Origin of the sequence: Streptomyces sp. 549 (assembly GCF_030124175.1) — a bacterium.
Taxonomy (GTDB): Bacteria; Actinomycetota; Actinomycetes; order Streptomycetales; family Streptomycetaceae; genus Streptomyces.
Genome location: NZ_JASKMT010000025.1, coordinates 1 through 20,503, shown reverse-complemented (window position 1 = coordinate 20,503; position 20,503 = coordinate 1). Strand labels below are relative to the sequence as shown.

Below are 20,503 nucleotides of genomic sequence, written 5' to 3'. Positions count from 1 at the left end.
GTAGGCGCGGTCCGTGCCGGACCTCGCGGTCGGCATGACCGGCGGTCAGGCTTTCGACTCCATGAACGAGGTGATCGTGTCGGTGAGGAGTTCCGGTGCGGTGTCCATGGCCATGTGCCCCTGACCGGGGAGCACGCCGATTCGGCCGTGCTGAAGGAGCGAGCACAGCTCCCTCGCCTGCGGTCGCAGACTCTCCTCGTTCTGCCCGCCGATCAGTAGCAGCACCGGAGTGCTGATCGAGCGGAGGTCGGCCTCGGACAGCGTGATCGACGCATCGGTGCGCAGTTCGCGTGGGAGCGTGTGCGCGGCGGCCAGCCTGCCCGCCCACATCGGCTGCCCCCGCATCCACTCGACCTGCTCCTGGGTCAGCCCGACGAGCTCCCGCATGAGCAGCGTGACAGCGCCGTCTTCGTCGCCGGCGTCGAGCAGGGCCTGGACCCTGTCGGGCGCGTCTCCTTCGCCGAACGGCATCGGCCCGCCCTCGACGGCTGGCCAGCCCTCGTAGCAGACGGCGCGTGTGATGGCCGCCGTGCGCATGGTCGCGCCGAGGGCGATCGGCCCGCCGTACGAGTGGCCGAGAACCGTCACGCCGCTGCCGATCGCCTCCGCAACCGCTGCGATGTCGTCGTACTCCCGCTCGATCGAGTAGCTCTGGCCATCCGAACTCAGGCCTCGACCACGGCGGTCGACGAGATGCAGTGCGAACCGGTCGGACAGCTTCGAGGCGTACGCTCCCCACCGCGTGTGGTCGGCTCCTGCTCCGTGGACCAGGACGAGCGGCTCGCCGCGACCGGTTGTGGTCCAGCCGATCCGGGTGCCGTCGCGCGAGATCACAGACCTGGCGTCCATCAGGCTCTCTTCTCGAAGGTCAGTTGGCGGACAGGACCGGGACGGAGGCCGTCACGCGCGGCCTTCCGGAAAAACGATCACGCGTCAACAGATACCGGTCCTCCGGACCCACGTCACACGTTTCACCTGTACGAGGGCGTGGCGGGACGCGGGGCACCAGCACTGCTACAGGCAGGCGCGCGGTCCGGCGTCCTGGCCATGGCCATGGCCAGCCACGGGTGAGGCGCTGGTGAGGCGGTTGCCTTCCGCGTGCGGCAAGCCGGTGGGCGGTCGGCTGGCCGGCCTGGACCGGATGCCGTGCAGGACGGCGGTGAGGTCCGCATCACCCGGGACGGGGACGGTGACCGTGCTGCGCGGCTCCCGGGCGGACCGGTTCCTCGCCGAGGTCACCTCGGGCGACGCGCAGTTGGTGCTGCGCGGTGGACGGGGAAGTTGCGCCGCGGCAACGAGCGCACCACCCACGACCACCTCGCGCAGCCGCCACCGCCGCTGACCCGTCCGGGCGCGGCGGAGGCGGCCGTAGGGCGGCGGCCCGTCGTGTCACCGCACGCGCTGCGGCTGCTGCTCGTGCTCGCCGGTGAACGTCCGCCACAGCCGGGCGTACCGGCCGTCGAGCGCCAGTAGTTCGGCGTGTGTGCCGTCCTCCACGGCCCGCCCGTGGTCCAGGACCACCACCCGGTCCGCCCGGGCGGCGGTGGTGAGCCGGTGCGCCACGACGAGCGTGGTGCGGCGCCCGGCGAGCCGGTCGGTGGCCTGGTTGACCAGCGACTCCGTCGCCAGGTCCAGGGCGGCCGTCGCCTCGTCGAGCAGCAGCACGTCGGGGTTGACGAGTTCGGCGCGGGCGAGGGCGATCAGCTGCCGCTGCCCCGCCGAGAGGTTCCGGCCGCGCTCGGTCACCTCGTGCAGGTAGCCGCCTGGGAGCGCGGCGATCATGTCGTGCGCGCCGACCGCGCGGGCGGCGGCCTCCACCTCGGCGTCGCTCGCCTCGGGGCGGCCGTAGGCGACGGCGTCGCGCACCGTGCCGGGGAAGAGGTACGGCTCCTGCGGCACCACGCCGAGCCGGTGCCGGTACTGGGTGAGGTCCAGTTCGCGCAGGTCCGTGCCGTCGGCCAGGACGGTGCCCGAGGTCGGGTCGTAGTAGCGGGCGACCAGCTTGACCAGGGTTGACTTGCCGGCGCCGGTCTCGCCGACGAAGGCCACGGTCTGCCCGGCCGGGATCGTCAGGTTCAGGCCCTCCAACGCCACGGCCTCCTTGGTGTCGCCGTCGGCGCCGGTGTAGTGGAAGTGCACGTCGCGGAACTCGATCTCACCGGTCAGGCGCCGCACGGGGGCGGCAGCGGCAGCCGGCGGGGTGGACGACGGCTCGCGCAGCAGCTGCTGGATGCGGCCCAGCGACACCGCGGCCTGCTGGTAGCCGTCGAAGACCTGCGACAGCTGCTGCACGGGGGCGAAGAACAGCTCGATGTACAGCAGGTAGGCGACCAGCGCGCCCGCCGTCAGCGTGCCGTCGCTGACCCGGCCCGCACCGACGACGAGGACGGCCGCCGTCGCCAGCGAGGCGAGCAGCTGCACGAACGGGAAGTACACCGAGATCAGCCACTGGCCGCGGACCCGGGCCCGGCGGTAGCCGTCGCTGCGGGCGGCGAACCGGTCGGCGCCGGTCTCCTCGCGGCGGAACGCCTGCATCATGCGCAGCCCGGCGACCGACTCCTGCAGGTCGGCGTTGACCACGCTGACCCGCTCACGGGCCAGCTCGTACGCCTTGACGCTCTGCCTGCGGAAGAAGACCGTGCCGATGACCAGCGGCGGCAGCGTCGCGAACACGACGAGGGCGAGCTGCACGTCGATCACCAGCAGCGCGACCAGGATGCCGAAGAAGGTCAGCAGCGAGACGACCGCGGTGACCAGGCCGGTCTGGAGGAAGGTGGAGAGCGCGTCCACGTCGGTGGTCATGCGGGTCATCACGGCGCCGGTGAGGTTGCGCTCGTAGAAGTCCAGACCCAGCCGCTGCAGCTGGGCGAAGATCTTGACGCGCAGCGCGTACAGCACCCGTTCGCCCGTACGGCCGGTGAGCCGCATCGACGTGACCTGGGCGGCCCACTGGAGCACGACCACCACCAGGGCCAGCCCGGCGGCCACCCACACCGCGGAGAGCGCCGCCCGGCCCACGCCCTCGTCGATGCCGTGCCGGATCAGGACCGGCAGCAGCAGCATCGCGACCGCGTCCAGCGCCACGAAGCCCAGGGCGACGGCGAGCGGCTTGCCGAAGCCGCGCAGCAGCCGGCGCAGCCCGTAGCTCTGCTCGCGGCGTTCGGCCTGGTCCTCGTCCACGTCGGGTGCGTCGGTGGCCGGCGGCAGCGCGGCGACCTTGGCGAGCAGGTCGGGGCTGCCGGGCAGGGCGCCCAGTTCGGCGCCGAAGCTGCCCGGCCGTCCGCTCTGCGCGGCGGCGGTGACGTGTCCGTCGACCTGGCCCGTCCGGGCCGGTGCCTCCCGGCGGACCCACAGCTCGGGAGTGACGCCGCCCACCGCGCGGTGGCTGTCGTGGCCGGCCAGCCCGGCCGGGTCGCGGTCGACGTCGCCCAGCTCGTCGGGGTCGGTCAGCAGCCTGCGGTACAGGTCGCAGCGCGCGGTGAGTTCCTCGTGCGTGCCGACGTCGGCGAGCCGGCCGCCGTCGAGCACCGCGATCCGGTCGGCGAGGGCGAGCGTGGACTGGCGGTGGGCGATCAGCAGCGTCGTGCGGCCGGCCATCACACCGCGCAGCGCCTCGTGGATCTCGTGCTCGATCCGGGCGTCCACCGCGGAGGTGGCGTCGTCGAGCAGCAGCAGCCGCGGGTCGGTGAGGATCGCGCGGGCCAGCGCGATGCGCTGCCGCTGGCCGCCGGACAGCGTCAGCCCCTGCTCGCCGACGGGCGTGTCGTAGCCCTGGGGCAGGGCGGAGACGAACTCGTCGGCCTGGGCGGCGCGGGCGGCGGCGCGCACGTCCTCGTCTGTGGCGTCGGGCGCGCCGAAGGCGATGTTCTCCCGTACCGAGTCCGAGAACAGGAAGCTGTTCTCGGGCACCAGGCCGATGGCGGAGCGCAGCGAGCCAAGCGTCAGGTCCCGCACGTCGTGCCCGCCGACCCGGACCGCGCCGCCGGTGGCGTCGTAGTAGCGCGGCAGCAGCATGGACACGGTGGACTTGCCGCTGCCGCTGGTGCCGACCACGGCGACCGTCTCACCCGGTTCGATGCGCAGGCTGAAGCCGTCGAGCACCGGGTGGTCGGGGTCGTAGCCGAAGGTGACGTCGTCGAACTCCACGGAGGCGTCCGCGTCGGCGGGCAGCTCGCGGGCGTCGGGCCGCTCGGACATCTGCGGCTCGGTGTCGATGAGGTCGAAGATGCGCTCGGCGCCGGCGCGGGCCTGCTGGCCGATGGTGAGCATCGCGGCCAGCATGCGTACCGGGCCGACCAGCTGCGCCAGGTAGGTGGAGAAGGCGACGAAGGTACCGAGTGTGATCTCGCCGTTGACGGCCAGCCAGCCGCCGAGCGCGAGCATGGCGACCTGGCCGAACGAGGGCACCGCCTGGAGGGCGGGGGTGTAGCGGGCGTTGAGCCGGACGGTGCGCAGGCGGGCGGCGAACAGCGTGCGGCTTATGTCGCGCAGCTTGCCCGTCTCCTGATGCTCCTGGCCGAAGCCCTTGACCACGCGCACGCCGGTGACGGCGCCGTCCACGACGGACGCCACCGCGCCGGCCTGCTGCTGGGCGTACCAGGTGGCGGGGAAGAGCCGCTTGCGGCTGCGGTCGGCGATCCACCACAGCAGCGGGAAGACGGCGAGCGAGACGAGGGTGAGCAGCGGGGAGAGCACCACCATCACCACGAGGGCGACGGCGAACAGCAGCACGTTGCCGATCATCATCGGCAGCATGAACAGCACGCTCTGGACGAGCTGGAGGTCGCTGGTGCCCCGGCCGACGACCTGGCCGGTGGACAGCTCGTCCTGGCTGCGCCCGTCGAGCCGGATGACGGCCCGGTACATGGCGGTGCGCAGGTCGTGCTGGACGTCCAGGGCGAGGCGGCCGCCGTAGTAGCGGCGGATGTAGGTGAGCCCGTAGATGACGACGGCCGCGGCTATCAGCAGGCCGATCCACAGCGCCATCGAGCCGCCGTCACCGCCGTCGAGCACGACGTCGTCGATGATGACCTTGGTCAGCAGCGGCGTCAGGGCCATGACGCCCATGCCGGCGAGCGACGCACCCAGCGCCAGCAGGACGTTGCGCCGGTACCGCCAGCACATCCGCCCCAGCCGCCGCGTCCATCCCGCACCGGGCGCGGTCTTCCCGCCCCCCGCCTCCGCGGGGTCTCCCCCGGTGCCGGTCCCCCCCGCTGTGCTTGCCGCCACGCCGTGTCCCTCCGGTGAGTGAATGCGAGTCCTGCCGGATGATCCAACGCCGCCGACCGCCGTTTTCATCCCGCGCACTCCGTCACGACGGTGGTGCACGCCTGTGCACGCCTGTGCACGCCTGTGCACGCCTGTGCACGCCTGTGCACGCCTGTGCACGCCGGTGCGTGCCGCCGGGACGGCTAACGGGAGCGGGTGGGGACGGGAGTGCGGAAGGGGCGGCTCCGGCCACCGCGCACCGGGGCGGGCAGCGTGCCGGACGGGCCTCGCGTCGCACTGGAGCACCGCGTCGGGGCCCGGGCGAGGCGGCACGTGGGCGGGAGCAGCGGCCCCGAGCGGGTACGCGAAGGAAGGCGAAGGGACGCGCGGGGGTGCGCAGGAAATGAGTGAAGCCGGGGGCACGCGGCCGGGAAGGGCTGAGGGGAAGAGGTGGCGCGGGGAGCGGGAGCGGGCGGGGCGCTCAGTCGGCGGTGCGGCCCTCGGTGGGCTGGAGGGCGAGGGTGTCCAGCCAGCCGGGTCCGCTGCCGCCGAGTATCTCGGTGAGCAGCAGTAGGCGGGTCAGAGGATCCCACTCCGCGTCCGGCAGGTCGCCGGGCGGGGCGCAGGGGTCGCCGAGGCGGGAGAACCTGGCCCAGACGGCCTTGCCGAAGGGGCCGGGGTCGGTCCAGCCCCAGTCGTCGCTGAGGCAGTCGACTATGTGGAGGCCCCGGCCGGACTCGGCGAGTTCGCCGGCCTCCCGCACCGCGGGGGCGGCGGTGCCGGAGTCGATCACCGCGCACAGCACGGTGCCGCCCTGGCGCAGCAGGCTGAGCAGCACGGGCTGCGCCAAGGGGTTCTCCCAGGGGCAGGCGCTGTGGCTGAGGGCGTTGGTGACCATCTCCGAGACGGAGACGGCGACGCTGTCGCCCAGTTCCTCCATGCCCCAGCCGGTGAGGGCGGAGTGCGCGAAGCGGCGGGCCTGGCCGGCCGAGCGGGGGCCCGACTCCAGCGTCCACGCCGCGAACCCGGACGTGGCCGCGGGGCCGGCGACAGGAGCCGGTCCGGCCGCGGCGGCCGGGGGCGCTGCCGGAGAGGGCCCGGAGGCCACCGGGTGCTCGGTTTCCGGCGGGGCGGGGACCGCGCCCCGCACCAGCGACAGTGGGTGGAGTCCGGCTCCGGAACCGCTGGCCGTTCCGGGGGCGCCATGACTCGCCCACCTTGCTGGTTGTGCCGTCATCACGAACCCCGCAGCCGTCTCTCTGGGTGCTGGTGGAACACGCTTGCGGATCCATACTCGTGCACATGTACTTACGGCTGCAAGTGCGGATGCAAGTACATGTGCAAGAACAGGGACTTGTGAGGCAGTATTCGGCCAGAGATCATCACGGGGCGCGGGGGCCTCGAGTTAAGAGAAGGGGCAGATGATGCAGCAGATCGACAACGGCGTGCCGGCTGGACGGCTTGAGGGCGCCGTGTGGCGGAAGAGCCGCCGCAGCAACCCCAGTGGGAACTGCGTCGAACTGGCAGGACTGGCCGACGGGGCCGTCGCGGTGCGCAACTCCCGGCACCCGTCCGGACCCGCACTGGTCTACACCGAGGCGGAGATGGCCGCCTTCATCCGGGGGGCGAAGGACGGCGACTTCGACGACCTGATCGGAGCCGCTGGGGCCTGACGGCCCTCCCGAGCCGCCCCGGCGCGTCGGGCCGTCCACCCGGCGGCTGCCGCCGGTACATGCCACCGGCACGCACCCGCCGCACCTGCACCGCTGTACAACCCGCGCCGCCCAGTGGGACACTGGGCGGTCATTTCATCACTCAGAGCATGCAGGAGCAGGCGTGACCTCAGCTCAGCCGGAGCAGGACTCCCCCGTGCGCCGGGTGCTCGCCCAGCCCAGGGGCGGGCCCACGGTTCTGCGGATAGTGCTCGGCACCCACCTGCGGAGGCTGCGTGAGGCAAGCGGGATCACCCGCGAGGCCGCAGGGGACGCCATCCGGGGCTCGCACGCCAAGATCAGCCGCCTGGAGCTCGGCCGCGTCGGCTACAAGGAGCGCGACGTGGCCGACCTGCTGACGCTGTACGGCGTGCAGGACGAGACCCAGCGCGAGGAGTTCCTCACCCTTGCCCGGCACGCGAACAACCCCGGCTGGTGGCACAAGTACAGCGACGTGCTGCCGAGCTGGTTCGAGACGCTGCTGGGCATGGAGGAGGCCGCCTCGCTGATCCGCACCTACGAGGTGCAGTTCATCCCCGGCCTGCTGCAGACCGCCGACTACGCCCGCGCGGTGACCAGGCTCGGCCACGCGAGCGCGTCCGAGGCGGAGATCGAGCGGCGGGTGGCGCTGCGCATGCGCCGCCAGGAGCTGCTCTCCCGGCCCCAGGCCCCGCGCCTGTGGGCCGTCATCGACGAGGCCGCGCTGCGGCGCCCGCTGGGCGGGACGGCCGTGATGCGCGAGCAGATCCAGCACCTGCTGCAGGTCGCCGAGCAGCCCAACGTGACGCTGCAGGTGGCGCCGTTCCGCATCGGCGGGCTCGCCGCGGCGGGCGGACCCGTCACCATCCTGCGGTTCCACGAGCCCGACCTGCCGGACATCGTCTACCTGGAGCAGCTGACCAGCGCGCTCTACCTCGACAAGCGGTCGGAGGTGGAGACGTACATGGTCGTCATGGACCGGCTGTGCGCCGCCGCCGAGACCAACGACCGGACGGCCGGCTTCCTGTCGGACCTGGCGAAGGACTACTGACCGGCCGGAACGTGCAGCCGCCCGGCCGCGGTGCCCTGCGGGCGAGGCGCGGCCCGGAATCGGGTCGGCCCGGAATCGGGCCGACCCCCGTCCTCGGTCGGATCAGGCTCGGGCCCAGTTCAGGCCCTCGTCCAGATCAGCCCCCGGTCAGATCAGCCCCTGGGCGAGCATCGCGTCGGCGACCCGGTTGAACCCCGCCAGGTTCGCCCCGGTCACGTAGTCGCCGGGGCAGCCGTAGTGCTCGGCGGACGCCGCGCAGGTGGTGTGGATGTCCCGCATGATCCCGGCGAGCTCCGCCTCGACCTGGGCGAAGCCCAGCGGCTCGCGGCCCGCGTTCTGCCGCATCTCCAGCGCGCTGGTGGCCACTCCTCCGGCGTTCGCGGCCTTGCCCGGGCCGAACGCCACGCCGGCCTCCTGGAAGACCCGCACCGCCTCGGGTGTGGTGGGCATGTTGGCGCCCTCCGAGACGGCCTTCACGCCGTTGCGGACGAGGGTGAGGGCCGCGTCGGCGTCCAGCTCGTTCTGGGTGGCCGACGGCAGCGCCACGTCGGCCGGCACGTCCCACACCTGGCCGTCAGCGACGAACCGCGCCGAGCTGCCGCGCCGCTCGGCGTAGACGTCGACGCGGGCGCGCTCCACCTCCTTGACCTGCTTGAGCAGGTCGAGGTCGATGCCCTTCTCGTCCACCACGTAGCCGCTGGAGTCGGAGCAGGTCAGCACGTTGGCGCCCAGTGCGAGCGCCTTCTCGATGCTGTAGAGGGCCACGTTGCCGGAACCGGACACCACGACCTGCTGGCCGTGCAGGTCCTCGCCCCGGGCGCGCAGCATCTCCGCCGTGAACAGCACGTTGCCGTAGCCGGTGGCCTCGGTGCGGACCGGTGAGCCGCCCCAGCCCAGCCCCTTGCCGGTGAGCACCCCGCCCTCCCAGCGGTTGGTGATCCGCCGGTACTGGCCGAAGAGGTAGCCGATCTCGCGCCCGCCCACACCGATGTCGCCGGCCGGCACGTCGGTGTGTTCGCCCAGGTGCCGGTGCAGCTCGGTCATGAACGCCTGGCAGAACCGCATGACCTCCGCGTCGGACCGGCCGCGCGGGTCGAAGTCGCTGCCGCCCTTGCCGCCGCCGATACCCAGACCGGTGAGCGCGTTCTTGAAGATCTGCTCGAAGCCCAGGAACTTGACGATGCCCAGGTTGACCGAGGGGTGGAACCGCAGCCCGCCCTTGTAGGGACCCAGCGCACTGTTGTACTCCACCCGGAAACCGCGGTTGACCTGGACCCGGCCGGCGTCGTCCTGCCACGGCACCCGGAAGATGATCTGGCGTTCGGGCTCGCAGATCCGCTCCACGATGCGCGCCTCGACCAGTTCGGGCCGCTCCGCCAGCACCGGTCCAAGCGATTCCAGCACCTCTCGTGCCGCCTGGTGGAATTCGGGCTCGCCGGGATTCCGGCGGAGGATCTCCTCGTAGAGCTGCTCGGCGCCAGTGGCCACATCGGCTCCTCTCCCCCTGACCGTGACCGCTCAGGGTGTCCGCGGGTGTGCGGTGCACAACGTCCCACCAGCGTGGCGCACCGGCCGGGGCCGGTCGGGGGTTTTGTGACGGACGTGACAGCGGTGGATCCGACGGCGAAGGCCGCGCGTCGGACCCGATCCGCTGGGCACGGTCCGGCGGCGCCACGGGCCGGGAGGACCGGGGCCGACGGGCGGCCCGCACTCCGAGTACCCTCGACCCGCGGACCGGAAAACGGATGGAACCCGCGTGGAGCACCCGGAGAGCGCGGGGGCACACCGGGGGCGCGGAAAGCAGACCGCGACAGCGCCGGGGGAAAAGGAACGGTCCCGGAGAGTCAGGCCTCTCTCCAGGACCGTTCACAGGGGCGTCGGGCCGGTGGCACAGGCGAGCCAGCACCCCCCACAGGGCCAGCACCGCCGCCTAGCTTTCGACACCCCGTCCCGCGGGATTACGTCTGCGAGTCTGCCGAGAATCTCCACGCTTTGCACATCGACCGAACAGAATCAGTAACGTTGGGTATTAAAGGAGTGGCAGGAAGTGAGGCGTCGGCGAGCGCCACACGTCTCCCGGCACCCGCACCCACCAGGGACGATGCCCGGATTCTGAAATTCCGGATAGCTCACCCGATGTCAAGCAGGCCTTCCAGGCCGCCTCGAACACGGCCGAAAACAATCGGAAACGACCCCGAAACGCGGCACCCGCCGGTGGCATAGCCGCTGGCAGCGGGCGTGACGCGAGGTCACCCTCCCCGCCCCGGGACGGTTTCCCCGCCGTCCGAAAACCCGCCGTACGCTGCGCGTACTCCCACTCGCCACCCGCCGCCCGCCCGTATGCGGTAGACCGTCGCCCGGTCAGGACCCGCCCGGAACGCGACCGGCATGCGAGCGAAACACGTTCCGGGGCGGTTCCCGTCTCTCAGCGGGCGGCGGCGATCTGCCGGGCCATGATCGTGGTCAGCTCATAGGCGGTGTGCGACGCGGCCACCGAGGTGATCTCGGCGTGGTCGTAGGCCGGGGCCACCTCCACCAGGTCGGCGGAGACCAGGTGGCAGTCGGACAGGCCGCGCAGGATCTCCAGCAGTTCCCGGGAGGTCAGCCCACCGGCCTCCGGCGTGCCTGTGCCCGGCGCGTGCGCGGGGTCCAGTACGTCGATGTCGATGGAGACGTACAGCGGACGGTCGCCGACCCGCTCGCGCAGCTGCTGCGCCACCTCGTCCACACCGCGGCGCATGACGTCCGCCGCGGTGACGATGCCGAAGCCCATCTTCTCGTCGTCGTCGAGGTCCTTGCGGCCGTACAGCGGCCCGCGGATGCCGACGTGGGACAGCGCCTCGGTGTCGAGGATGCCCTCCTCCACCGCCCGCCGGAACGGGGTGCCGTGCGTGTACTCGGCACCGAAGTAGGTGTCCCAGGTGTCGAGGTGGGCGTCGAAGTGCAGCAGGGCCACCGGGCCGTGCTTGCGGGCCACCGAGCGCAGCAGCGGCAGCGCGATGGTGTGGTCGCCGCCGAGCGTCATCAGGCGCGCACCGGTGTCGAGCAGGGCGTCGGCCGCCTCCTGCACGGTCTCCACGGCCTCGTCGATGTTGAACGGGTTCGCGGCGATGTCCCCCGCGTCGGCGATCTGCGCCAGCGCGAACGGCGAGGCGTCCTGCGCCGGGTTGTAGGGACGCAGCAGCCGGGACGCCTCACGGATGGCGTTGCCACCGAAGCGGGCGCCGGGCCGGTAGGACACACCGGAGTCGAAGGGGACACCGACCACCGCGACGTCCGCGGTGCCGACCTCGTCGAGCCGGGGCAGGCGCGCGAAGGTCGCCGGGCCCGCGTACCTGGGCACACGGGAGGAGTCGACCGGGCCGCGGGGCTGCGGGGCTGGGGTGGGGGTGCTCTCGCTGCTCATGGCCCCGAGCGTAGGCAGCCTGCGGGCAACCGCCACATGGACGTTTCTGAGCGGGGAGGTGCCTCGTTTTGGACACGGCGTCCATCGGCGGACGCCAGGCGACACAATGGCAGCATGCCGCTGCCCACCGCCCCCGCCGCGCCCTCCCGGGCCGAACTCGCTGACCATCTCGTGCACGCCCGCATAGCCGGCGACGTCGCGACCCCCCGGGAGAACAACCTGGACCACTACCGCAGGCTCGCCAACGGCGACCGCCACTACTGGCTCGGGCTGGAGCTGGCGGACCGGTGGACCGACGAGCAGGACGTGCTCGCGGTCATGGCGGAGCGCGTCGGTGTCATCGACGACCCCCGCCACCGCAGCGGGCAGGACACCATCGACCCGCAGCTGACGCTGGACGCGCTGGACCGGGCCGCGCTGCGGCTGCGCAAGGCAGCGGACGGCGGCGAGCGGGTGCTCTTCGCCACCGGCCACCCCGGCGGCCTGCTGGACGTGCACAGCTCGGTGGCCGGCGCGTTGCGCGCCGCCGGATGCGACGTGGTCCGCATCCCGATGGGCCTGTACGCCGACGACGGTGTGGTGGTCCAGCTGGCCGACGTCGCGATGTACGAGCGCGGGGCCACGCTGTGGCACACCCACTCCCCCGAACCGATGCGGGAGATCCTCGCCGGGCTGGAACGCGACGGGCAGCCGCGGCCCGACCTGGTGTTCGCCGACCACGGCTGGGCGGGCTGCGCGGCCCAGTACGGCATCGACACGGTCGGCTTCGCCGACTGCAACGACCCGGCGCTGTTCCTCGGCGAGGCCGAGGGCCGGCTGTCGGTGGCCGTCCCGCTGGACGACCACGTCGTCAACCCCCGGTCCTACGAGCCGCTGACCGCCTACCTGCTCGCCGCCGCCGAACTGGCCGGCTGAGCCGACCGGACGCCCCCGCTCAGGCGGGCCGGTGGGCGACGTACACGCAGTTCATCGGGTCCTCGGGGATGTCGTGCAGCGCCACAGGGGCGAAGCGGGCGTCCGCGAGCATGCGCTGGGCCTGCTCCACACCCCAGACGGTGCCGAGTCCGGCGCCGCTGCGGGCCAGGGAGACCGTCATGCAGTGCAGGGTGCTCACGCCGTAGAGCCAGGGCGCCATCGGGTTGCCGATGTTGCCCTCAAGACTGCTGGACGCCTTGATGTCGACCATCACCAGCACGCCGCCCGGCCGCAGCGCCTCGTACGCCCGCGCGAGTACCGCGTCCGGTGCGGCCTGGTCGTGCACCGCGTCGAAGGCGAAGAGCACGTCGAACGGCGGGTCGGCGGGCAGCTCGGTGACGTCCAGCACCTCGAAGTCGGCGTTTCCCAGACGCCACTCGGCGGCCTCCGCCCGGCCCCGCTCGACGGCGTCCGCGGCGAGGTCGTACCCGGTGAAGTGGGAGGCGGGGAAGGCCGCCGCCAGCACGTTGACGGCGTGACCGGTGCCGCAGCCCAGGTCCCCGGCCCGGGCTCCGGCCGCGAGCCGGTCCGGCACGTCACCGGTCAGCGGCAGCACCACGCTCAGCAGCCGGCCGTCGAAGTCCCCGCGGGAGGACTCGTCCATGACGTCGGTGAACTCGGGCCGGTAGGCCTCGTACGGCACACCGCCGCCCTCCCTGAACGCACGGGCGACACCGGGGACGTGCTGCGCCAGCAGCGTCGTGATCCGGCTGTAGGGAGCCAGGTTGAGCGCGCCCTCACCGGTGAGGCACACCGCGTGCTCCGGGGGCAGGGCGTAGCGCCCCGTCTTCGGCGCGTACTCCACCAGGCCGCCGGTGACCAGCGCGCCCAGGCACTCGCGCACGTACCGCTCGGTCAGCTCGGACCGCTCCGCGAGCTGCTCGCTGGTGCCGGGGCCCGCGGCCAGCTGCTCCAGCAGGCCGGTGCGGTACGCGAGGTCGATCATCAGGTTGAGCATGCCCGCGGCGTAGGTCTCGAAGAGCCGGCCGGCGAACTCCTCCACCCGGGCCTCGTCCAGCTCGGGGCCGCTCCCGGGCCGTCCTTCGGGCGCGGGCGCCGGATCGCCCGCGGGAGCCGGCGCCGGGCCGCCACCGTCGGCGGACGCCGGATCACTGCTGCGGACGGGGTCCGGCCGGGCCGCCTGCGCTGAGCCGGGCTCGGCCGGTGCGGATCGCTGCTTCATCTCGCTGCCCTCCTGCCGTGCCGCGCGGGCCTGCCGCCTGCGCGGCACTGCTGACGCTAGTCCGGCGCGACGCGTTCCGCCTCGGCCATAAGGACCATTCACTCCATAGCGGGCAGATCCGCCTTCCCAGGCTGGTCAGTCGCGCGGGACCCGGACCACGCCCTCCTGGATGACGGAGACCGCCAGGCGGCCGTCGGCGGTGAAGATGCGGCCCTTGCCGAGGCCCCGGCCGCCCTGGGCGGTGGGGCTCTCCTGGTCGTAGAGCAGCCACTCGTCGGCCCGGAACGGGCGGTGGAACCACATGGCGTGGTCCAGGCTGGCGCCGACCACGTCGCCGACCGCCCAGCCGCCCCGGCCGTGCGCGAGCAGCACCGAGTCCAGCAGCGTCATGTCGGACACGTAGGTCGCCAGGCAGGTGTGCAGCAGCGGCTGGTCCTGGGCGCCCTGGAGCTTGCCGTTGGTGCGGAACCAGACCTGGGAGCGCGCCTCGCCCGGCTGCCGTCCGGCGGCGGCGTAGGGCGGCTCCTTCACGTACCGCAGGTCCACCGCGGCACGGGCCTGCGCCAGCCGGTCGGCGACGCCGGGATCGGCGAACAGGTGCGCGTACCGGGGCAGCAGCTCGGCGGAGGTCGGCAGGGTCTCCGGGTCGGGGGCCGACGGCATCTCCTCCTGGTGCTCCAGCCCGTCCTCGGCCAGTTGGAACGACGCCGAGAGGTGGAAGATGGGCTGACCGTGCTGGACGGCAACGACCCGGCGTGTCGTGAAGGAGCGGCCGTCCCTGATCCGGTCCACGGTGTAGACGATCGCCGCGCCGGGGTCGCCGGCCCGCAGGAAGTAGGCGTGCAGCGAGTGCGCCGGTCCTCGGGCACGGTCCGGCCCGCCGCGACCAGGGCCTGCGCGGCGACCTGCCCGCCGAAGACCCGGGGTACGACGGACGGGTGGCTGGCGCCGCGGAAGATGTCCCGCTCGATCCGCTCCAGGTCCAGCAGACCGAGCAGGGAGGTGAGTGCGTCCGACACGGGGCAGACCCTACAGGCCCATGGACTTGGCGATGATCGACCGCATGACCTCGCTGGTGCCGCCGTAGATGCGGGTGACCCGGGTGTCGGCGTACAGGCGGGCGATCGGGTACTCCCGCATGTAGCCGTAACCGCCGTGCAGCTGGAGGCACTTGTCGATGACGCGGGCGGCCGTCTCGGTGGTGAACAGCTTCGCGGACGCGGCGTCCGCCGGGGTCAGTTCGTCGGCGTCGAGCGCGTCCAGCGCCCGGTCCACGACGGCCTGCATGGCGTCCACGTCGGACTTGCAGTCGGCCAGCACGAACTTGGTGTTCTGGAAGGAGGCGACCGAGCGGCCGAAGACCGTGCGGTCGCTGACGTACTCCTGGGCGAAGCCCACGGCGGCGGCGGCCTGCGCGTAGGCGCCCAGTGCGATGCCCAGACGCTCCTGCGGAAGGTTGTGGGTGAGGTAGGTGAAGCCCTTGCCCTCCTCGCCGAGCAGGTCCGCGACCGGCACTCGCACGTCGGTGAAGGAGAGTTCGGCCGTGTCGGAGGTCTTCAGCCCCAGCTTGTCCAGGGTGCGGCCCACCGCGTAGCCCTCGCTGGTGGTGTCGACGACCAGGATGGAGATGCCGTTGCGCCGGTCGTCCGGGTCGACGGGCGACGTGCGGCAGCAGACCAGCACCCGGTCGGCCTGCACGCCGCCGGTGATGAACGTCTTGGCGCCGTTGAGCACGTAGTGCGTACCGTCCTCGGACAGCTTGGCCGTGGTCTTCATCCCGGCCAGGTCGGAGCCGGTGCCGGGCTCGGTCATGGCGATGGCGGTCATCATCTCGCCGGTGACGAACGACGGCAGCCAGCGCTGCTTCTGCTCCTCGTTCGCGTACTTGAGCAGGTACGGCAGGCACAGCGCGGTGTGCACGCCGGAGCCGCCGAAGCTGACGCCGACGCGGGCGCACTCCTCGCTGATCACGGCACTGAACTTGAAGCTCGTCTCCCCGGCGCCGCCGTACTCCTCCGGCACCTCGATGCCGAAGACGCCCAGCTCCCCCAGCTTCTTGTACAGGTCGCGGGGCACGTAGCCCTGCGCCTCCCACTCGGAGTAGTACGGCACCACCTCGGAGGCGATGAAGTCGCGGATGGTCTGACGGAACGCCTCGTGGTCCTCGTTGAACACCGTGCGCCGCATGGCTCGCCTCCCGGAGATGATGTCGAAGCGCCAATGTCTAAGCGCTTGCTCAGTCGAAGCTACCCAGCCGCCCGCCACCCTGTCCATAGCCGGACCGTGCCTTGAGGGGGCACGGCGGGCCTTGGCTGGCCTGTGCCGAGCCGGGGCGGGGCGGGGCGGGGCCGAAGCCGCGGGATGGCGGGTGCGGGTCAGCGGCAGCGGGCGGCGCGGGCGTGCAGCAGGTCGCGCTCGCGGGCGTTGCGGGTCAGGGACGCGGCCTGCTCGAACTCCACCCGCGCCTCCGCCGCCCGCCCGAGCCGGGCCAGCAGGTCACCGCGCACGCTCGGCAACAGGTGGTAGCCGCGCAGCGCGGGGTCGCCGCCCAGCGCGTCGACGACGGCCAGGCCCGCCGCCGGGCCGTCCACCATCGACACCGCCACCGCCCGGTTCAACTCCACCACCGGGGAGGGGTTCAGCGCCGCGAGTCGGGCGTAGAGCGTCGCGATGGTCGGCCAGTCCGTGTCCTCGTACCGCACCGCCTGCGCGTGGCAGGCGGCGATCGCCGCCTGGAGCGTGTACGGACCCGGCGGCCGGCCGGTGGCGGCGGCCCGTTCCAGCGCCGCGAAGCCGCGCCGGATCAGCAACCGGTTCCAGCGGGTGCGGTTCTGGTCGGCGAGCAGCACGGGCTCACCGCCGGGACCGGTGCGGCTCGTGGACCGGGACGCCTGGATCTCCAGCAGCGCCACCAGGCCGTGCACCTCACCCTCCTTCGGCATCAGGGCGGCCAGCACCCGGCCCAGGCGCAGCGCGTCCTCGCAGAGCGCGGGACGCAGCAAGTCGTCCCCCGAGGTCGCCGAGTAGCCCTCGTTGAAGATCAGGTAGATGACCTCCAGCACGGAGTCGAGCCGCGCGGCCCGGTCCGCGCCGCAGGGCACCTCGAACGGCACGCCCGCCTTGGCCAGGGCCCGCTTGGCCCGGACGACGCGCTGCGCGATCGCCGCCTCCGTGGCGAGGCACGCCCGGGCGATCTCCTCGGTCGTCAATCCGCCCAGCAGCCGCAGCGTGAGCGCGACGCGGGCCTCGGTGGCGAGCACCGGATGGCAGGCGGTGAAGACGAGCCGCAGCAGGTCGTCGTCGATGGCGTCGGGATCCGTCAGCGCCGGGTCGGCGGTGTCCGGCGGCGGCACGTCCGCCAGGGTGCGGCCGACCTCCGCCAGCTTGCGCGCGTAGGTCTCCCGGCGGCGGACCAGATCGATCGCGCGGTGCTTGGCGGTGGCCGTGAGCCAGGCGCCCGGCTTCTCCGGGACACCCGACTCCGGCCACTGTTCCAACGCGGCGACCAGCGCGTCCTGCGCGATCTCCTCGGCGATGCCCACGTCCCGGACGATCCGGGTGACACCGGCGATGATGCGCGCGGACTCGATCCGGAAAACCGCTTCCACCGTGCTAACTACCGTCACGGGCACCCATCAGAGCAGCCCCGCCGGGCCCGGGCAAGCACCGTCGGCGGCCGGAGCGGTCAGCTCCGCGATCAGCGCTCCGTGATCAGCCCTCCGCGATCAGGCCTCCGTGATCAGCCCTCCGCGATCTGCCGGACCTCGGCGGTGACGGTCCAGTAGTCCTCGTGGGTCTGCAGGAAGCGCTTCGTCCACTCGACGGCCTCGGCCTTGTCCTTGGCCTGCACGATGGAGTAGCCGCCGACGACCTCCTTGGTCTCGGTGAACGGCCCGTCGGTGACCGTCAGGTTGCCGCCGGACCAGGTGACCCGGCTGCCCTCCGAGCTGGGGGTGAGGCCGGCCGTGTCGAGCATGACCCCGGCCTTGGTGATCTCCTCCAGCAGCGCGCCCATGCGCTCCTGCATCTCGGGGCTCGGACCCTCGGCGGGCGCGTTCCGCTCGTCGATGCGGATCATCGTCAGAAAGCGCGGCATGGTGACTCCTCGGTCGGGAGGGCGGGGCCGTTCCCCGCCTCTCACCCCTACGTCGAACGGGCAGGCCCCGGATCGACAGCCTCGCGAGAGTTCTTCGCGGATTTTTCCCGCCCGCCTCTCCGGGACCCTGCGGTGCCGAATCTCGTCCGGGGGGATCGGCACGGAATGCCCGCGAAGGGCGACCAGAGCGGCAATACACTCTGCCGCGGTGCCTCACGACCGATCACGGAAGTACGAGCTAGGGAGGACCCGCATGACCACCCTCGCGGTGACCGGACACATGGACCTGACCCCCGACACCGTGCCCACGATCCGGGAGGCGCTGCGCACGCTGCTCCGCGCGCACGGCGACGGACCGCTCGTCGGCATCTCGTGCATCGCCAGGGGAAGCGACAGTCTGTTCGCCGAGGCGGTGATCGACGCCGGTGGCAGCCTGACCGTCGTCATCCCCTCCCAGGACTATCGCGAGCGCAAGGTGAAGCCGGAGCACGCCGCACTCTTCGACCGGCTCACCGCAGCCGCGGACGAGGTGCTGACGATGCCGCACGCGTCGGCCGACCGGGCCGCGTACGAGGCCGCGAACCGGGTGCTGCTGGAGCGGGCGGACCGGCTGGTGGCGGTCTGGGACGGCCAGCCGCCCACGGGCAAGGGCGGCGGCACCGCCGACGTGGTGGCCGAGGCCCGCGCCACCGGCGTCCCCGTCGAGGTGGTGTGGCCCCCGGGCGCAGTGCGCGGCTGACAGCATCCAGTCCTCCAGGACGGACAGAGCGCTGCCGCTCGCTGCACAGCCCGGGGTGAGCGTCGCTTGATCTTCGCCCTGAGTCCGTGACGGGTGCGGCGGCGCCCTATCCGGGGTCCTGTCCGGGGTCCTGTCCGGTCAGAGCAGCGCCTTTGCCATCACGTGCTCTCTGGTGACGCCGTCAGACAGCAAGTCCCCGAGTTCTCCCGTGGCGCTGAACCCGTGGCGCTGGTAGAAGGCGATGGCATGGCCATTGTCCGGGAGCACCGCGAGTTTCAGGGTGGTGGCGCCCGACTGCCGGTTCCAGGTCTCGACCGCTGACATCAGCCGGTCTCCGACACCGCGACCTCGCGTTCCGGGACTGACCCCATACGGACCGTAGCTCGCGTGTGACGCCGTCTGCGGGAACGCCGCTGGCCATGCCAACGGCTCGGCCGTCCAGCAACGCGACGACGTGGTGGGCGCCTGGCATCTCCAGACGGGCACGCCACCGCCCCTGTGCCAGTCCGCAAGCCGGGTCTTGAATGCGTGCGGCGCCTCGGCCAGCGCAGCGCGGCGGACCTCTCGCCACAGTGGCCAGTCGTCAGTCGTGAGAGCCCGCAGCGTCACCATGCCAGCGAGTCTGCCGCAACGCCCGAGAGGCGGTCCAGGCATCAGCTCGCCCCGGACAGGGCCGTCGACTTGCCGTGATGGCAGGGGCAGTCGCCGTGCTCATGGGGGCAGCGGCGTGGTCGTCAGGGAGCCAGTTCCTCGGTGAGTGCTTCACGCAGGGCCTCCGCGGCGAACAGCACGGACAGGGCGTAGCGGACCTCAGCGGAGGTGATGATCCAGGGCCCGCAGCCGGGCGTGCAGGTCGTCGGTGGCATCGGGGGCGCCGGCGGCTCGCGCCCAGGTGTCCAGGTCCGTGCGGCTCGCGGTCTGCTTGCCCAGCTCAAGGCGGGAAACCTTCGACGCCGGCCAGCCGGTTGCGGCGGCAAAAGCCTTGCCGGTGAGGCCGCTGTCGGTGCGCAGTTCGCGCAGCCGCGCACCGAGAGCGACCCGGGCGTGCTGGAAGTCCGTGCTCACCTCGCCGACGGTACCGCCGCACGGAAGGTGGCGGTCGGGATCGCATGGTGCCATGCGGCGTCGCGGACCTGGCAGGCGTGCACGACGGCGGCCGGGTCCTCGGTCACCTGCACGCCGAGTGTCACGTCCTGGTCGTCAAAGACGAACCGGACCAGGACGCGGGAGTCGAACAGCCAGAAGTCGGCGGCCGGGAGGGCCAGCCGTTCGGCGTCGGCTCGCCAGAGGTTGCGGATGTCCTCACCGGCGGCGACGTTCCCGGCCCCGGTGGCGAGCAGGAACCGCTGCCCCTCGGTCGGCGGGTCGTCGACCAGGCGCACCCGCTCGAAACGTTTGCCCTGCCGGATCTGGGCGCGGACGTTGCGGTGCCAGGGGTTGTCCGGGGCGAACGTGAAGTCGGCGCCTCTGCGGGACGGCTCCCAGTTGGGGCTGTTCCGGTCGGAGGCGTAACCGCGGCGGGTCTCCAACCGCCATGCGGTGTGCTGGAAGTCCCGGAAAAGGTGGGCGGCGGACTCGAAGGGTTCCAGCGCGGTCACGGCTGCGGCTCCCGGGGGGCGAAGCGGGTGAGCAGTTCGCGGGGGATGACGACGAACGTCTCGGAATCCTTCACGTCCCGCAGTTGCGCCAGGTGCCCGGGGTCGGTGAGACGGTCGCCCTGGACGACGATGTCACCGGTCTCGGTGTCCTCGTAGAGGGTCGGGCAGTCGCCGTTCTCCGAAGTGGTCCCGATGAACCTGAGCGCCATGGTGGGTTCCTCCCGGTCATGTGGCCAGCCCTCAGGATGGGGAACGGGACCCGGGTCGCGCTGCCCGATTGCTCGAAATTGCCGGTCGTCCGGCTCAGCGCCGCCGTTGCGCGCAATCAGCGAACCGGGATACGGAAGCCGCCGTGCGTGGCGGGACCCGCTGAGGGGCGGGGGAGCCGCCGAGGCTCGTCGGCTCCCGTCTTGTTCACAGGGTCGGGTGCAAGGCCAGGATCGGGTACACGAAGAAGACCCGGCCTGCTTTCGCAGACCGGGCCTTGATCAACCAGGGTGAGTGACGGGACTTGAACCTGTTTCGTGAACATACTGTGACCTGCGACGATGCCGAA

At 72.3% G+C, this 20,503-nt stretch carries 18 protein-coding genes and 1 pseudogene; 5 read left to right on the top strand and 14 right to left on the bottom strand.

The features are described 5' to 3' along the window. Window positions 1-45: 45 nt before the first annotated feature. Window positions 46-849, bottom strand: coding sequence for an alpha/beta fold hydrolase (locus QNO07_RS22350; RefSeq protein ID WP_283994048.1), 804 nt, complete (start codon window positions 847-849; stop codon window positions 46-48). Between the two features lie 340 nt (window positions 850-1,189). Between QNO07_RS22350 and QNO07_RS22345 the strand changes: the two genes are divergently transcribed. Next, complete coding sequence (locus tag QNO07_RS22345) at window positions 1,190-1,342, top strand: hypothetical protein (RefSeq protein WP_283994104.1); 153 nt, start codon at window positions 1,190-1,192, stop codon at window positions 1,340-1,342. Window positions 1,343-1,389: 47 nt separating this feature from the next. Here QNO07_RS22345 and QNO07_RS22340 read toward each other — a convergent pair whose 3' ends face one another. Together QNO07_RS22340 and QNO07_RS22335 are read right to left on the bottom strand one after the other, a co-directional pair. After that, window positions 1,390-5,124, bottom strand: coding sequence for an ABC transporter ATP-binding protein (locus QNO07_RS22340; RefSeq protein ID WP_283994047.1), 3,735 nt, complete (start codon window positions 5,122-5,124; stop codon window positions 1,390-1,392). A gap of 565 nt (window positions 5,125-5,689) precedes the next feature. Next, window positions 5,690-6,316 carry an ATP-binding protein gene (locus tag QNO07_RS22335; protein ID WP_283994046.1) on the bottom strand — a complete coding sequence of 209 codons (627 nt, stop codon included), beginning with the start codon at window positions 6,314-6,316 and terminating at the stop codon, window positions 5,690-5,692. Between the two features lie 316 nt (window positions 6,317-6,632). Here QNO07_RS22335 and QNO07_RS22330 point away from each other — a divergent pair, with 316 nt between their 5' ends. Beyond that, the gene (locus QNO07_RS22330) at window positions 6,633-6,881 is read left to right on the top strand and encodes a DUF397 domain-containing protein (protein ID WP_283994101.1); all 249 of its coding nucleotides are present in this window, start codon (window positions 6,633-6,635) and stop codon (window positions 6,879-6,881) included. Between the two features lie 163 nt (window positions 6,882-7,044). Further along, a complete protein-coding gene (locus QNO07_RS22325; RefSeq protein ID WP_283994044.1) occupies window positions 7,045-7,950 on the top strand; it encodes a Sco1979 family transcriptional regulator in 906 nt (301 codons plus the stop codon). A gap of 147 nt (window positions 7,951-8,097) precedes the next feature. On the opposite strand, the gene gdhA is transcribed toward QNO07_RS22325, so the two are convergent. Both gdhA and speB read right to left on the bottom strand, forming a co-directional pair. Further along, complete coding sequence (gene gdhA / locus QNO07_RS22320; RefSeq protein WP_283994042.1) at window positions 8,098-9,438, bottom strand: NADP-specific glutamate dehydrogenase; 1,341 nt, start codon at window positions 9,436-9,438, stop codon at window positions 8,098-8,100. 937 nt (window positions 9,439-10,375) lie between these two features. After that, on the bottom strand, window positions 10,376-11,356 hold the full coding sequence (gene speB / locus QNO07_RS22315; protein ID WP_283994041.1) for an agmatinase: 981 nt from the start codon (window positions 11,354-11,356) through the stop codon (window positions 10,376-10,378). 114 nt (window positions 11,357-11,470) lie between these two features. Between speB and QNO07_RS22310 the strand changes: the two genes are divergently transcribed. Next, entirely contained in the window at window positions 11,471-12,271 is an 801-nt protein-coding gene (locus tag QNO07_RS22310) for a phosphatase (protein WP_283994040.1), read from the top strand. Window positions 12,272-12,290: 19 nt separating this feature from the next. On the opposite strand, the gene QNO07_RS22305 is transcribed toward QNO07_RS22310, so the two are convergent. From QNO07_RS22305 to QNO07_RS22285, 5 genes and pseudogenes are all read right to left on the bottom strand, one after another. Then, on the bottom strand, window positions 12,291-13,514 hold the full coding sequence (locus QNO07_RS22305) for a class I SAM-dependent methyltransferase (protein WP_283994039.1): 1,224 nt from the start codon (window positions 13,512-13,514) through the stop codon (window positions 12,291-12,293). A gap of 135 nt (window positions 13,515-13,649) precedes the next feature. After that, a pseudogene (locus QNO07_RS22300) lies at window positions 13,650-14,533 on the bottom strand (acyl-CoA thioesterase). A gap of 10 nt (window positions 14,534-14,543) precedes the next feature. Further along, on the bottom strand, window positions 14,544-15,701 hold the full coding sequence (locus tag QNO07_RS22295; protein WP_283994038.1) for an acyl-CoA dehydrogenase family protein: 1,158 nt from the start codon (window positions 15,699-15,701) through the stop codon (window positions 14,544-14,546). Window positions 15,702-15,889: 188 nt separating this feature from the next. Then, window positions 15,890-17,122: an RNA polymerase sigma factor gene (locus tag QNO07_RS22290; RefSeq protein WP_283994037.1), complete on the bottom strand. Its 1,233-nt coding sequence runs from the start codon at window positions 17,120-17,122 to the stop codon at window positions 15,890-15,892. A 131-nt stretch (window positions 17,123-17,253) separates the two neighbouring features. Continuing rightward, entirely contained in the window at window positions 17,254-17,610 is a 357-nt protein-coding gene (locus QNO07_RS22285; RefSeq protein ID WP_283994036.1) for a YciI family protein, read from the bottom strand. 253 nt (window positions 17,611-17,863) lie between these two features. On the opposite strand from QNO07_RS22285, the gene QNO07_RS22280 reads away from it, so the two are divergent. Next, window positions 17,864-18,349 carry a hypothetical protein gene (locus tag QNO07_RS22280; RefSeq protein WP_283994035.1) on the top strand — a complete coding sequence of 162 codons (486 nt, stop codon included), beginning with the start codon at window positions 17,864-17,866 and terminating at the stop codon, window positions 18,347-18,349. A 138-nt stretch (window positions 18,350-18,487) separates the two neighbouring features. Here the strand turns inward: QNO07_RS22280 and QNO07_RS22275 are convergent, their stop codons facing one another. From QNO07_RS22275 to QNO07_RS22260, 4 genes are all read right to left on the bottom strand, one after another. Then, a complete protein-coding gene (locus QNO07_RS22275; protein ID WP_349636866.1) occupies window positions 18,488-18,961 on the bottom strand; it encodes a GNAT family N-acetyltransferase in 474 nt (157 codons plus the stop codon). A 198-nt stretch (window positions 18,962-19,159) separates the two neighbouring features. Further along, window positions 19,160-19,414, bottom strand: coding sequence for a helix-turn-helix domain-containing protein (locus QNO07_RS22270; RefSeq protein ID WP_349636865.1), 255 nt, complete (start codon window positions 19,412-19,414; stop codon window positions 19,160-19,162). Beyond that, window positions 19,411-19,947 carry a DUF6879 family protein gene (locus tag QNO07_RS22265; protein WP_283994034.1) on the bottom strand — a complete coding sequence of 179 codons (537 nt, stop codon included), beginning with the start codon at window positions 19,945-19,947 and terminating at the stop codon, window positions 19,411-19,413. The genes QNO07_RS22270 and QNO07_RS22265 overlap by 4 nt, the downstream gene beginning before the upstream one ends. After that, window positions 19,944-20,156: a hypothetical protein gene (locus tag QNO07_RS22260; protein ID WP_283994033.1), complete on the bottom strand. Its 213-nt coding sequence runs from the start codon at window positions 20,154-20,156 to the stop codon at window positions 19,944-19,946. Before QNO07_RS22260 ends, QNO07_RS22265 begins: the two co-directional genes overlap by 4 nt. Between the last annotated feature and the right edge of the window lie 347 nt (window positions 20,157-20,503).